The sequence below is a fragment of the Falsiroseomonas sp. HC035 genome, assembly GCF_050563525.1.
GTDB lineage: Bacteria > Pseudomonadota > Alphaproteobacteria > Acetobacterales > Acetobacteraceae > Falsiroseomonas.
This window is the reverse complement of record NZ_JBNXUN010000006.1, coordinates 219,683-231,911: the sequence shown is the minus strand read 5'-3', so window position 1 is coordinate 231,911 and position 12,229 is coordinate 219,683. Positions and strand designations below refer to the sequence as shown.

Genomic DNA, 12,229 nt, shown 5'->3' with positions numbered 1-12,229 from the left:
CCCAGCTTTGCCGGCCGGCGGCGGGCATGGCAAAGTCGGAACCCTGCCCGCCGGGAGCGCCGCATGAACACGATTTCCCCCCGTCCCGTGGATGCGGTGATCGCCGCCGCCGCGGACTTCCTCGGCGACCGCATCACCACCAATGCCGCGCTGCGCGAACAGCACAGCCATGGCGAGGACAGCTCCACCCCCACGCTGCCGGATGCCGTTGCCTTCGTGGAGACGACGGAGGAGGTCAGCCGCCTGCTCGCGCTGTGTCACCAGCATGCGGTGCCCGTGGTGCCATTCGGCGCCGGCACCAGCCTGGAGGGCCATGTGAACCCGGTCCGCGCCGGCATCAGCCTCGACCTTTCGCGCATGACGGCGGTGCTGGAGGTGAACGAGGCCGACATGGACTGCCTAGTGGAGCCCGGCGTCACCCGCCAGCAGTTGAACGAGCATCTGCGCGACAAGGGCATGTTCTTCCCGGTCGACCCTGGCAGCCACTGCACGCTGGGCGGCATGGTGGCCACCCGGGCCTCCGGCACCAATGCCGTGCGCTACGGCACGATCCGGGAGAACACGCTGGGGCTGGAGGTGGTGCTGGCTGATGGCCGCGTGATCGCAACCGGCGGCCGCACCCGCAAGGCCGCCAACGGCTACGACCTGACGCGGCTGTTCATCGGCAGCGAGGGCACGCTCGGCGTGGTCACCAAGATCCGCCTGCGCCTGACCGGCATCCCGGAGGCGATGAGCAGCGCCGTGGTGCAGTTCCCGACACTCGCCGCGGCGGTCGAGAGCACGATCCAGGTCATGCAGCTCGGCATTCCGGTGGCGCGGATCGAGCTGCTGGACGACGACATGATGGCCGCCGCGATCGCCTTCTCGAAGCTGGAGGGCTTTTCCGAACTCACCACCCTTTTCCTGGAATTCCACGGCACCGAGGCCGGGGTGAAGGAGCAGGCGGAGCTGGTCGAGGCGATTACCACCGAGAATGGCGGCAGCGGCTTCCGCTGGGAAACCGATCCCGCCGCGCGGGCGAAACTGTGGAAGGCGCGGCATGACAGCTACTGGGCCGGCGTCGCCTGGATTCCGGGCCGGAAGGCCCTGACCACCGATGTCTGCGTGCCGATCTCCCGCCTGGCGGAGGCGCTGGTCGGCGCCAAGGAGGAAGCCAAGGCGCTCGGCCACACCACCTGCATCGTGGGCCATGTCGGCGACGGCAATTTCCACCAGATGATCTTGTACGACCCGGCCGATCCGAAGGGGCTGGAAGGCGCCTGGGACATGGACCAGCGCGTGGTGGCGCGCGGCCTGTCGCTCGGCGGCACCTGTTCCGGCGAACACGGCATCGGCCTCGGCAAGCGCGACTTCCTGGAGGCCGAGCACGGCGCCGGCGCGCTCGACGTGATGCGCAGCCTGAAGGTGGCGCTCGATCCGCACGGCATCATGAATCCGGGGAAGATGTTCCGGAACTGAACCCGATGTCCGCGCCCGCGCGCCTCGCCACCGTGACTCCGGTGGCGATCCTGGTGCTGTGCCTCGGCCACATCTTCTCCAACGCGGTCCGCACCATCCCGGCGGTCGCGGTCGATGTGCTGACGCGCGACCTCGGCATCTCGGCGGAGGCGCTGGCGCAGATCACCGGCGCCTTCCCGCTGGCCTTCGCCATGGTGATGATCCCGGTCGGCATCGCACTGGACCGCTACGGCGTGAAGCGGGTGGCGCTTGGCCTGCTGACGGTGGCCGGCTGCGGCGCGGTGCTGGGCGCGCTGGCGACCGGGCCCTGGTCCATGCTGGCGGCGCAGGTGGTGCTGGGCGCCGGCTGTTCCGGCATGTTGATGTGCCCCATCACCTTCGCCGCCCGCGGCCTGTCCACCGCCCGTTTCGCCGTCTGGTCCGGGCTGATCCAGGCCGTGGGCAACACCGGCATGCTGCTGTCCGCCAGCCCGCTGGCGCTGCTGGTGGAGGCGGTGGACTGGCGCGCCGGCTTCTGGGCCTGTTCCGGCATCGCACTGCTGGCGATCCCGATCGTGGCGCTGCTGGTGCCATCGGACCGGCCCGCTGCCACCGCGCCGCGCAGTCTCGCTACTGATGTGCGGGAGGTGGCGCGGATGGCCGCCCAGCCGGCGCTGCGCGGTGTCATGGTTTTCACCTTCGCCTCCTTCGCCGCCGTGCTCGGCCTGCGCGGGCTGTGGGGCGGGCCGTGGCTGATGGATGTGAAGGGGCTGGACCGGGTGGCCGCCGGCAACGTGCTGCTGGCCTGCACCGTGGCGCTGACCGCCGGGCCGCTGCTGGCCGGCCTGGTGCTGCGCCGCATCGGCCGCGCGCCCGCGCTGCTGGCCGGCAGCCACCTGGCCTGCGCCGGGATGATCCTGCTGCTGGTCGCCGGCGGGCCGGGCGGCTGGATCTCGGAGGCGATGGGCCTGCCCATGCTGCCGGTCTCCTGGGACCTGGCGTTGCTGGTGCTGTTCGGCCTGGTGATCTCGTTCCAGGTGCTGGCGTTTTCCATCGTGCGGTCGGCGGTGCCGCCGGACCAGGCGGGGCGGGCGCTGTCGGCCGCCAACCTGTTCTTCTTCGCCGGCGCCGCGGTGCTGCAAGGCGCCTCGGGCGCCATGGCCGGCTGGGGCGGCCCGGCGGCGGCGCTGTCCACCTTCGCGGTGGCGCTGGTGATCTGCTCGCTGGGCTTCCTGGCGCTACGGCCGCGTCGCTGAGACTTCGCGTCCGACAGGCCTTCCCGTTGTTGCAAGTGTCGCTTCGGGAAGGCGCGCTGCTACCGTCCGGGCGGGAGGACGGCTGCATGCTCAGGCTCATCGGGTTGCTGGTGGTGCTGGCGGGGCTGGCCCTTGGCGGGCATTGGGTGCTGGTGCGAGGCGCGACTGCGCAGGGCGAGGTGGGGCGGATCGCCGCCGGCACCTGCGCTGCCTGCCACTGAACCGCGGCGCGGGTGGGGTGCCGCGCCGGCCGGTCCTGCGTTATCCTTCGGTTTCAGGAGGATCGCCCATGCTGCGCAGCATTCTGGTCGCCTTGGACGACACGCCCGGTGCCAAGGCCGCGCGCGACGCCGCCTTCGCGCTGTCGCGCCGCAGTGGCGCGACGCTGACCGCGGCGGTGGTGCTGGACCGGCCGCATACGCAGAGCGAGCACGAGTTCGTGCCGATCGGCGGTGCCGCCTTCAAGGCGCGCCGCGACGCCGCCCTGGCGAAGCGCGCGGCGGAGGATGCGACGGTGGCGCTGGCCGAATGCGCGCAGGCCGCCGCTGGGCACCCCTATGCGGAACTTCAGTTGGACGACGCGCCGGAACCCGCGCTGCTGCGCGCTGGCGCGACGCACGACCTGCTGGTGATCGGCCGCGACAGCACGCTGGGCCTGGAGGCGACCGAGGATGGCGTCGCCCCGGTGATCGAGCGGCTGCTGATGGACGGCGCCCGCCCGCTGCTGGTCATTCCACCGAACAGCGGGCCGCCGAACAGCGGGCCACCGAACTGTGTGCCGGCGGGCAGCGTGCCGGAGGAAGGCCCGGTGCTGGTCGGCTACGACGCCTCGATTCCCGCCATGGCCGCCCTTCAGCTTTTCGCCCTGCTCGGGATGGGGGAGGGCGCGCCGGTCCGTGTCGCCTCCGCCGCGGAGACGCGGGAGGCGGCGCTCGCCATGGCCGAGGAGGCCTGCTCCTACCTGCGCCGCCACGGGCTGGATGCGACGCCGCTGGCGCTGGTCGGCGACCGCCCTGCGGACCTGCTGCTGGCCGAGGCGGAGGGCCTTCGCGCCCGGCTTCTGGTGGTAGGATCGTACGAGGAAAGCGGCCTGCGCCGGCTGTTGACCGGCAGCGCCACCCATGTCCTGCTGCAACGCGCCACCTGCCCCGTCTTCATCCACCACTGACGCAATCGGCACGCGAGTGGGTTGGGTTCAGCCAATGGCCCTGTCGAAGCGAATCAGCACCGGGTTGCCGACGACCTGCGTGGCGCCGATCGCCCGCAGCATCCGTTCGGTCCAGCGCAGCACGCCGAGCCGCCCGAGCAACCGGTGCGCCACCATGGGCAGCACGAACTGCTTGTAGGTCGCCACCGGTGTGAAGCCGTTCGCCGCGAAAGCCTCCCGCACCTCGGAATCACGGAAGGTCCGGTAGGTGCGGGTGTGGTGTTCGACCGCCCGCTTCAGCGGGAAAGCCACCAGGGACAGCGCGTTGAGGCTGGTGAAGGTGGGGTAGTCGATCACCACGCTCTGCCGCGCGACCCGGCACATCTCCCGCACCAGACCGCGCCAATCCTGCATGTGCGCCATCAGGCGGATGCTGACCACCGCGTCGAAATGCCCGTCGCCGAAGGGCATCTCCAGCAGGTCGCCGGCTTCGAAGCGCACCTGGTTGGCCAGGGGGCCGGCGTTCCAGCGCTCGCCGCAGCGCGTGTCGCTGCCGAAGATCGTCACTTCGCAGCCATGCCGCGCCAGGGGCGCCACCGTCTGCAAGTGGCCGCCGCCCACATCCAGCACGGTGCGGCCCAGGGCCGAGGGCTCGTGGCCCAGCAGGCTGACGACCCCATCCTCCTGCACGCCGAGCATGTAGTGGCCGGCCGGCCCTGCGAAGCGCAGGGCGTAGCGTTCGGATGAGGTCTCGAGGTCCGGCGTCTCGCGGATCCTGGGCATGACTGTGGCGGAACACATTGCGGCGGCATCTCCAGGCCAGGGCAACGACGCAACCTGCCTTGATGTCGCCTTCTTTCGCACCACAAGCCTACGTTATACCTTAACGATTCATTATCAACTGCGTCATTATTGGCGCGACCGGACGCGCGGCACCTGCCGGCCACGCCTGCCCGGACGGGTCCTGCGCCTGCGCCCTTGCTGGCAGCGATGACTCGAAACGACCTGGTCGAGCCCCGTTGTGTATTGCGGGATCTTCATGTGGATCGGCCTCGCGATGGCCGCCCAGGTCCCAGGCGCGCCTCTCGATCCACGCTTCTTGGCACGAACAGCGCAGATGCGCTGACCCGGCTCGATGGCAATGATGTTCTTCGGGACCTGAGCGGCAACGATTCGTTGAATCGCGGCGGGGGTGACGACCTGCTGATCGGCGGCGTCGGCAATGACCGCTTCCTGATCGACCTGCGTGGCTTCGATACCGACACGATCCAGGTTTTCGTGCCGGGCGACGTGGTCGGCCTGTCCTTCCTGGGCATCGGCGGCCTGGCGACGCTGCAACCCTTCCTGTCGGCCTCCGGCACCGATGCGCTGTTCACCGCCGGGTGGCTCGGCGGGACGGAGCGGCTGGTCCTGCGCAACAGGTCGCTCGCCTCGCTGCCCGCTTTGCCTTCAACACCGGCCTGGCGGGGCTGGAGACCAGCGGCACCAACTCCAACGACGTGCTGTTCGGCGGGCTGGGCGGGGAACGCCTGGCCGGCTCTGGTCCCGCAAGCCGCACGCCGCGGCTCAGGTAAACCAGAGCAGTCCGTCGACCTGCAACGGCGTGGGCAGGTCCGCCTGCGTCCTGCCGGCCCAGGTCACGCTGGTGTCGATGGTGCCATCGCCGTTCAGGTCGGCATGAAGGGTCACGCCACGATAACCCGCCGTGCCGTCCTCGGCCGCCCAGTTCAGCACGCTGAGACCGGGCCGGAAGCCCCAGATGGAGAGTTGCTCCCGCTCCTGCATCCAGAAGGGCTGCTGCCAGTCGGTGATGGTGGACCAGGTGGTGCTGCCGCCACGGCCATCGAGGAAGAAGACGTCGCGGCCCTGGTTGCCGGTGAGAAAGTTGGACCCGGTGTTGCCATCGATCACGTCGTGGCCGCCGCCGCCATCCACGGCATCGTCACCGCCCAGCGCATTGATGAAGTCATGGCCATCGGTGCCGCCGAAGATCTCGTCGGCGCCGCTGCCGAGCAACTGCCAGTCGAGGCCGTCGACCGGCCCGGCATAGGCCTGCCCGATCATGAGCATGTTGGCGCCGTCCTGCCGGTTCGTGGCGGCGAACAGCCCGTCGAAGCCTGTCCCGAGGTCGAGCAGCCTGTCGCGGGTCTCGATGCGTTCGATGCCGATCAGCGTGTCCGATCCCAGGACGCTTCCCCCCGGGCTGTCGAGGCGCGTCACGGTCAGGCCCGCGCGGCTGCCATAGCTATCGAGATAGGGTGCCAGGACAAGCTGGTCGAAGGAGAAGCCGCGGTAGGAGGCGATGTCGAAATAGTCGATCCGGTACTGGTCGCTTCGTCCATAGGTCTGGGCGCCGCCGCCATTCAGCAGGTTGTTGCCGTCACCGCCGTCCAGCGTATCGTGGCCCCACCCGCCGATCAGCGTGTCGTTTCCGGCCTGGCCGTTCAGCCAGTCATTGCCGGCATTGTCGTAGCCTCCGATGCTGTCGTCGCCGGCGCCGCCGAAGCTCGAGGTCTGGCCGGACCCGGGCTCGATCGTGTCGTCGCCCGCGCCACCGAAGATGACGCTGTAGGCGTCCCAGTGGCCGAAGATCCAGCGGCCCTCGGCGGCCGGTGGAGAGAAAACGAACTGGTCCGGACCCAGCCCGGCCAGCGCAGTGTGGCGCAGGACCAGGCCCGTGTCGCCGAGGTCGATCACGACATCCGCCCCGTCCTGCCGCGCGAACAGCAGCAGGCTTGCCAGGTCCGGAACCAGGGTAGCCGACAGATCGACCACGTCGCCCGGTGACAGGTCCCAGATGTCGGCGAAGCCGGCGTAGCCCGTGAACCGGACCTCACCCTCCTCCGTCAGATGGCTGCTGTCCGGAAACAGGATGAACAGGTCGTCGCCCGGCCCGCCTGCCATGACAGGGGTGCCGCCCGATGCAATGAGCGTGTCGGCCCCGGCGCCGCCGAGCATCAGGTCGTTTCCCCAGCCTCCGACCAGACGGTCATCGCCACCACCGCCGAGCAAGGTGTCCCAGTTGCCGCCGCCTTGCAGCGTGTCGTTGCCGGCACCGCCGAACAGCACATCCACCTGGGCGGTGCCCATCAGGTCGCGCGGCGCAGGATCGGTCGCGAAGACGAAGCTGGCGTCCGTCAACGCAGCCATCTGCGTCGCCTGGACCACCACCCGCACGCTGGCGCCCTGGACGGTGAGATGGATGCCGACATCGGTGCCACCCGGGCCGGAGCCGGATTGCGCCCGCATCACCGTCGCCAGATCCTCCAGCCCGGTCACCCCGAAGGCGGACAGGTCGATGAGGTCACCGGCGGCGAAGTCCGTGATGGTGTGGGTCCTGGCGCCGCCGGCCAGCGCCTCGATGATGAAGCGGTCGTCGCCGGCCCCGCCCGTCAGCGTGGCATTGCCGGCGCCGCCGGCCAGCGTGTCCGCGCCGGCGCCGCCGAACAGCGTGTCCGCGCCCCCGCTGCCGGACAGGCGGTCATTCCCCAGCCCGCCGAACAGCACGTCCGCGGCGGCCGTGCCGGCGACCTCCCCTCCCGCCAGGCTGGTATCGAGCAGGAAGGCGGACGCGGTGAGATCGGCGGGCCCGAGGCCCAGGATCGTCAACCGGTCCGTCAACCCGCCGAAGGTCAGGCTGAGCGTCGCGTCGCCGAACACCGATCGCCCGAGGAACGGCGTCAGATGGGCGAGAGCGGAAATGCCGAGCCTTGAAAGGTCGATGATGTCGCCGCCGCTGAAATCCTGGATGACATCGCTGCCGAAGCCGCGGCCATGCACGACGAAACGATCATCACCGGCGCCGCCGACCAGCACGTCGTTGCCGGCGCCGCCATTCAGCGTGTCGTTGCCGCCGAGTCCGTCCAGCGTATCGGCGCCCGCCGTTCCCTCCAGTACCTCCGCCTCGGAGGTTCCCCCCAGCTTCGGCATGGACCGATTCCAAATTTACTTAAGGTATTCTATGTAACGCGGAGATCGTCGGCTAGGTCCTTCCGGATCCGTTCCATGTGCGTGGGCTACCCGGCGAGGATGCCGGTGGCGCGCAAGGCGGCAATCTCCTCCGCCGAGTAGCCGAGTTCCGCCGCGATCGCCGGCCCATCCTCCCCCGGCCGGCGCAGGTCGCCGGTGCCGCCGGGGCGGGCGCCGTCGATCGAGACCGGCAGCGCCGGCAGGTCGATGGTGCTGCCATCTGGCAGGGTCAGCGGCACCAGGCCGCCGGAGCCGAGCAGATGCGGGTCCTCGAACAGGTCGGCGGGCTTGCCGATCGGCGCGAAGGGCAGGCCGAGCGCCTCGCACTTCGCCATGAGTTCGGGCTTGGTATAGGCGGCCAGCGCGGCGGCGATCCGGGGAATGGTACGCTCGCGCTCCACCACGCGCTGCTGCTTGGTCGCCAGGGTCGGGTCGGCGGCCAGATCCTGCAGGCCGAAGGCGGCGCAGAAGGCCGGCCATTGCGTATCGGTCACCACGCCGACGAAGACCTGGCCGCCGTCCGAGGTCTCGAAGATGTCGTAGACCGGCCAGGCCGGCCGGCGTACCGACATCGGCGGTGGCGCGGTGCCGGTGATCTTCGTCTGCGCCATGTGCTGCGCCATCAGCAGCGCCACCGTCTCGAACAGCCCGGCCTGGATCTCGCCACCCAGGCCGGTGCGCTGGCGCTCCGAGAGCGCGGCCAGGATGCCGACGACGGCGGAGAGCCCGCCCATGATGTCGATGACGGAGGACCCGGCGCGCAGCGGGCGGCCCTCCAGCCCGGTCATGTAGGCGAGCCCGCCCATCATCTGCACCACCTCGTCCAGCGCGGTGCGGTGCTCATAGGGGCCGGGCAGGAAGCCCTTGCAGGAACAATAGACCAGCCCGGGGTTCAGCGCCGACAACTCGGCGAAGCCCAGGCCGAGCTTCGCCATGGCGCCGGGCCGGAAATTCTCCACCAGCACGTCCGTCTTCAGCGCCAGTCGGCGGACCAGCGCCAGGCCCTCCGGCGCCTTGATGTCGATGCACAGGCTGCGGCGGCTGCGCTGGAAGGCGGCGTAGAAGCCGGTGCCGGAGCCGGTCAGGCGGCGCGTCGAATCGCCCTCCGGCGCCGGTTCCACCTTGATGACCTCCGCGCCGAGGTCGGCCAGCGTCATCCCAGCGGTCGGGCCCATGACCATGTGGGTGAATTCGAGGACGCGGATCCCCTTCAGCGGGGTCGGGCTGGTCATGCGTGTCGCTCCGGTCGCGGCTATAGGTCGCCGCCGAGTCTTCGGCTGAGATCGGACGCGGCTTCCGCCACCGCCGCAAGATGCGCCTCCGCCCTTTCCTGCATCCGCGCCTTGGGGCCGGACAGGCCGAGCGCCCCGGCCAGCCCGCCGCCCGGCCCGAACACTGCCGCGGCGATGGCGGCGGTTTCTGGGTTGCGCTCGCCGAAGGTGGCGACGGCGCCTAGGCTGCGCGGGTCGGCCGCCGTCAGCACCCGGCCGCCGGCGCCGGCCGGCAGCGGCACCAGGTCGCCCACCGAAAGGTCGTCGCGGATGCGGTTCGGGCTGCGCACGCGCGCCAGGCAGAGCCGGTGCCCGGCATGGCGCACCCAGAAGGAGGCGGTCTCGCCGGAGCGTTCCGCCAGCGCCGCCAGCAGCGCCGGCAGGTGACGTTCCACCGGCTGCGCGCGGGCATACAGCGTGCCCCAGCGGAACAGCATCGGCCCCAGCGCCCAGCGTCCGTCCGGCAGCCGCGCGGCGCAGCGGCCACGCTCCAGGGAGGCGAGCAGCCGCAGGATGGTGCTTTTGTACAGCCCGGTGCGGGCCGCGAGTTCCGCCAGCGTCAGCGCCGCATCGCCATCCCGGAAGGCGCCGAGGATGGCCAGTGCGCGATCGACGGCGGCAACGCCCTCTTTCTCCTCGGCCGCTCGGCTGGGCAGAGAGTCCATCAGCCGGCCCGCACGCCAGCCTCGCGCAGGATCACCGCCCATCTAGCCATCTCGGCGGCCACGAAGTCCTGCGCCTCCGCCGGGCTGTTGCCGACCAGGCGCTCGGCGCCAAGCTCGGCCAGGCGCGTGCGCGTGGCGGGTTCCGCCAGAACCGCGGCGACTTCCTGCTGCAGGCGGCCGATGATGGGGGCCGGGGTGGCGGCGGGGGCCAGCACCGCCTGCCAGACCATGAAGGTGGCGTCAGGGAAGCCGGATTCAGCCATGGTCGGCACCTCCGGCATCACCGGGCTGCGGTTGGGGCCGGAGATGGCAAGGGCCCGGGCGCGGCCGCCCTGCGCCAGGCCGAAGGCGGTCAGCCCGGCATCGTACAGCATATCGAGCGTGCCGGAGGCGAGGTCGAGCGCCGCGGGAGCACCGCCACGATACGGCACCTCCGTCATGCGGATGCCGGCTTCGCGCAGGAACAGCAGGCTGACCAGTTGCAGCGCCCCACCGCCGCCGGTGCTGCCATAGGACAGCTTCTCCGGGTTGGCGCGAGCGAAGGCGACGAAATCCGCCAGCGTCCGGTGCGGCGAACTGGGCGGCACCAGCAGCACCATGGGGCTTTCCGCCACGATGGTGACGGGCTTCAGGTCGGCGGCCGGGTCATAGTCCAGCTGCGGGTACAGCGCCTTGGTCACGGCGTGGCCGATGTTGTGGAACAGCAGGGTGTGGCCATCGGCGGGTGCCTTGGCGACGAAGGAACTGCCGATGGCGCCGCCCGCGCCGGTGCGGTTTTCCATCACCACCCGCTGAGGCAGGCGCTGCGACAGCCGGTCCGCCACCAGCCGCCCGATGACATCCGTGGCGCCGCCGGCGGCATAGGGCAGCACCATGCGGATGGGGCGGCTCGGCCAGGAGTCCTGGGCGCGGGCGGGCAGGCCAGCGAGAAGGGCGGGGGCGCCGAGCAGGGCGCGGCGATGGATGGTCATGAACGGTACCTCCCTTGCGTTCTGTCAAGCAGAACATCGTTCTATTTGCGGTTCCTGATTGTGCCGCGGCCGCCCGCGCGGTCAAGCGTTTCGTTCGTAGACCAGGTGCAGAGACCCACTCGCCACCGTGGTGCACTGCACCAGCTTCAGCCGCAGCTCCGGTGTCCCAGGCGGAAACAGCGGGATGCCGTCGCCCAGGATGATGGGCAGCACCGCCATCTCCAGCCGGTCAAGCCGGCCGATCGCGATCATCCCGCGCAGCAACTGCCCGCCGCCCTCGACCCAGACCCGCGCGCAGCTTTCCAGTTCCGCCACGACGGCCGGCAGGTCGCCTTGCCGCGCCTCGACGCCGGGCGGCGCATCCGGCAGCGGGCGGCTGGTGACGACGAAGACGCGCTGGCCGGGATAGGGCCATTCGCCCATGCCGCGCACCGCCTCATAGGTGCCTCGACCCATCAGGATGGCGTCCACGGACTTGTAGAAGGCGTCGAAGCCGAAGGCCTCCGGCGGCGGCCCACCCTCCACCAGCCAATCCTGCACGGAGCCATCCGGCCGCGCGATGCGTCCGTCCAGCGACGTGGCGATGTGGCAGTGGAAGACCGTCACGGCGCCGGGATCTCCGCCGCCAGCAGGCTGCCGGATTGGCTTTCGGTGATGACCAGCGTGCGGCCATCCGGCGCGAAGGCGCAGTTCGTCGGCATGCGGCCGAAGCCGGTGCAGTCCACCCGATGCGTGGCGACTCCATGCGGGTCCACCACCCAGACCTGGCCATGCCCGGGGTTCGCCACGAACAGCCGCCCGGCGGCATCCACCGCCAGGCCATCGGGGCCGGATGTGCCGGCCGGTACGCGGAAGAACAAATTCGCCTTCGTCACCACCGCATCCGGCCGCAACGCGAAGCGCCAGACCTCACAGGACCGGGTCATGGCGACCAGCAGGTGCGTGCCTTCGCGGTTCAGCACCACGCCGTTCGGGCTCGGGCCATTGCCGATCAGCTTGTCGAGCCGGCCATCCGCATGGCGCCGCCAGACGCGGCCCGTCGGGTCCTGCAACCCGGTCTGGCCCTGGTCGGTGAAGATGATGCTGCCATCGGGGTGCAGGATCAGGTCGTTGATCCCGCGCAGGCCCTCGCTGAGGATGGTCTCCAGCAGCGGCGCCATGGCGCCCGTGCGCGGGTCCAGGCTCAGCACGCCATGGCGGTAATCCGCGACCAGCAGATCCTCCTCCCGCGCCGCCAGGCCGTTCGGCCAGCCCTCGTATTCCGCCACCACATGCCAGTGACTGCCCGAGACCTGGAAGATGCGGCCATGCGGGATGTCGGTGCAGAACAGGTTGCCGCCGCCGTCGAAGCAGGGACCTTCAAGGAAGCTGTCCACCGCGGCACCGCCCCGGTTGGCCTCCGCCCAGGCGCTGGGCCGCATCCGGCGCAGCGCGTCGGGCAGGCGGGAGAGCAGGGTGGGGGTGATGACGGCGGGAGCGGTGTTCCACATGCTCCGAGTTTGCCCGGGCCTTG

Annotated in this window: 13 protein-coding genes; 5 read left to right on the top strand and 8 right to left on the bottom strand. The window is 70.6% G+C overall.

The window, feature by feature from the left end; translation table 11 throughout:
• Window positions 1-63: 63 nt before the first annotated feature.
• The 4 genes from ACLF3G_RS15380 to ACLF3G_RS15365 all read left to right on the top strand — a co-directional run bounded on the left by ACLF3G_RS15380 (window position 64) and on the right by ACLF3G_RS15365 (window position 3,861).
• Entirely contained in the window at window positions 64-1,458 is a 1,395-nt protein-coding gene (locus tag ACLF3G_RS15380) for an FAD-binding oxidoreductase (protein ID WP_430670266.1), read from the top strand.
• A gap of 5 nt (window positions 1,459-1,463) precedes the next feature.
• Complete coding sequence (locus ACLF3G_RS15375) at window positions 1,464-2,693, top strand: MFS transporter (protein ID WP_430670265.1); 1,230 nt, start codon at window positions 1,464-1,466, stop codon at window positions 2,691-2,693.
• A gap of 86 nt (window positions 2,694-2,779) precedes the next feature.
• Complete coding sequence (locus ACLF3G_RS15370) at window positions 2,780-2,914, top strand: hypothetical protein (protein ID WP_430670264.1); 135 nt, start codon at window positions 2,780-2,782, stop codon at window positions 2,912-2,914.
• A 68-nt stretch (window positions 2,915-2,982) separates the two neighbouring features.
• Window positions 2,983-3,861: a universal stress protein gene (locus ACLF3G_RS15365; RefSeq protein ID WP_430670263.1), complete on the top strand. Its 879-nt coding sequence runs from the start codon at window positions 2,983-2,985 to the stop codon at window positions 3,859-3,861.
• 27 nt (window positions 3,862-3,888) lie between these two features.
• Here the strand turns inward: ACLF3G_RS15365 and ACLF3G_RS15360 are convergent, their stop codons facing one another.
• Window positions 3,889-4,623 (bottom strand): class I SAM-dependent methyltransferase, encoded by a 735-nt coding sequence (locus tag ACLF3G_RS15360; protein ID WP_430670262.1) that lies wholly within the window; start codon window positions 4,621-4,623, stop codon window positions 3,889-3,891.
• Window positions 4,624-4,749: 126 nt separating this feature from the next.
• Entirely contained in the window at window positions 4,750-5,178 is a 429-nt protein-coding gene (locus ACLF3G_RS15355) for a hypothetical protein (RefSeq protein ID WP_430670261.1), read from the bottom strand.
• Between the two features lie 44 nt (window positions 5,179-5,222).
• Here ACLF3G_RS15355 and ACLF3G_RS15350 point away from each other — a divergent pair, with 44 nt between their 5' ends.
• On the top strand, window positions 5,223-5,414 hold the full coding sequence (locus ACLF3G_RS15350) for a hypothetical protein (RefSeq protein WP_430670260.1): 192 nt from the start codon (window positions 5,223-5,225) through the stop codon (window positions 5,412-5,414).
• Here the strand turns inward: ACLF3G_RS15350 and ACLF3G_RS15345 are convergent.
• The 6 genes from ACLF3G_RS15345 to ACLF3G_RS15320 form a co-directional block, all read right to left on the bottom strand.
• A complete protein-coding gene (locus tag ACLF3G_RS15345; protein ID WP_430670259.1) occupies window positions 5,407-7,770 on the bottom strand; it encodes a calcium-binding protein in 2,364 nt (787 codons plus the stop codon). The two genes, ACLF3G_RS15350 and ACLF3G_RS15345, sit on opposite strands and share 8 nt — an antisense overlap.
• 86 nt (window positions 7,771-7,856) lie before the next feature.
• Window positions 7,857-9,041, bottom strand: a complete 1,185-nt coding sequence (locus ACLF3G_RS15340; protein ID WP_430670258.1) for a CaiB/BaiF CoA transferase family protein — start codon at window positions 9,039-9,041, stop codon at window positions 7,857-7,859.
• A 20-nt stretch (window positions 9,042-9,061) separates the two neighbouring features.
• Window positions 9,062-9,745 (bottom strand): IclR family transcriptional regulator domain-containing protein, encoded by a 684-nt coding sequence (locus tag ACLF3G_RS15335; protein WP_430670257.1) that lies wholly within the window; start codon window positions 9,743-9,745, stop codon window positions 9,062-9,064.
• Window positions 9,745-10,716 carry a Bug family tripartite tricarboxylate transporter substrate binding protein gene (locus ACLF3G_RS15330; protein ID WP_430670256.1) on the bottom strand — a complete coding sequence of 324 codons (972 nt, stop codon included), beginning with the start codon at window positions 10,714-10,716 and terminating at the stop codon, window positions 9,745-9,747. Before ACLF3G_RS15330 ends, ACLF3G_RS15335 begins: the two co-directional genes overlap by 1 nt.
• Window positions 10,717-10,797: 81 nt before the next feature.
• Window positions 10,798-11,322, bottom strand: a complete 525-nt coding sequence (locus ACLF3G_RS15325; RefSeq protein WP_430670255.1) for a dihydrofolate reductase family protein — start codon at window positions 11,320-11,322, stop codon at window positions 10,798-10,800.
• Window positions 11,319-12,206 (bottom strand): SMP-30/gluconolactonase/LRE family protein, encoded by an 888-nt coding sequence (locus tag ACLF3G_RS15320; protein ID WP_430670254.1) that lies wholly within the window; start codon window positions 12,204-12,206, stop codon window positions 11,319-11,321. Before ACLF3G_RS15320 ends, ACLF3G_RS15325 begins: the two co-directional genes overlap by 4 nt.
• Window positions 12,207-12,229: the final 23 nt, after the last annotated feature.

What these genes read in the sequence shown, in the direction of transcription:
- ACLF3G_RS15360 (WP_430670262.1), bottom strand. Translation starts at nt 4,623, where the DNA reads ATGCCCAGGATCCGCGAGACGCCGGACCTCGAGACCTCATCCGAACGC.
- ACLF3G_RS15375 (WP_430670265.1), top strand. Translation starts at nt 1,464, where the DNA reads ATGTCCGCGCCCGCGCGCCTCGCCACCGTGACTCCGGTGGCGATCCTG.
- ACLF3G_RS15320 (WP_430670254.1), bottom strand. Translation starts at nt 12,206, where the DNA reads ATGTGGAACACCGCTCCCGCCGTCATCACCCCCACCCTGCTCTCCCGC.
- ACLF3G_RS15345 (WP_430670259.1), bottom strand. Translation starts at nt 7,770, where the DNA reads ATGCCGAAGCTGGGGGGAACCTCCGAGGCGGAGGTACTGGAGGGAACG.
- ACLF3G_RS15335 (WP_430670257.1), bottom strand. Translation starts at nt 9,745, where the DNA reads ATGGACTCTCTGCCCAGCCGAGCGGCCGAGGAGAAAGAGGGCGTTGCC.
- ACLF3G_RS15380 (WP_430670266.1), top strand. Translation starts at nt 64, where the DNA reads ATGAACACGATTTCCCCCCGTCCCGTGGATGCGGTGATCGCCGCCGCC.
- ACLF3G_RS15370 (WP_430670264.1), top strand. Translation starts at nt 2,780, where the DNA reads ATGCTCAGGCTCATCGGGTTGCTGGTGGTGCTGGCGGGGCTGGCCCTT.
- ACLF3G_RS15330 (WP_430670256.1), bottom strand. Translation starts at nt 10,716, where the DNA reads ATGACCATCCATCGCCGCGCCCTGCTCGGCGCCCCCGCCCTTCTCGCT.
- ACLF3G_RS15365 (WP_430670263.1), top strand. Translation starts at nt 2,983, where the DNA reads ATGCTGCGCAGCATTCTGGTCGCCTTGGACGACACGCCCGGTGCCAAG.
- ACLF3G_RS15340 (WP_430670258.1), bottom strand. Translation starts at nt 9,041, where the DNA reads ATGACCAGCCCGACCCCGCTGAAGGGGATCCGCGTCCTCGAATTCACC.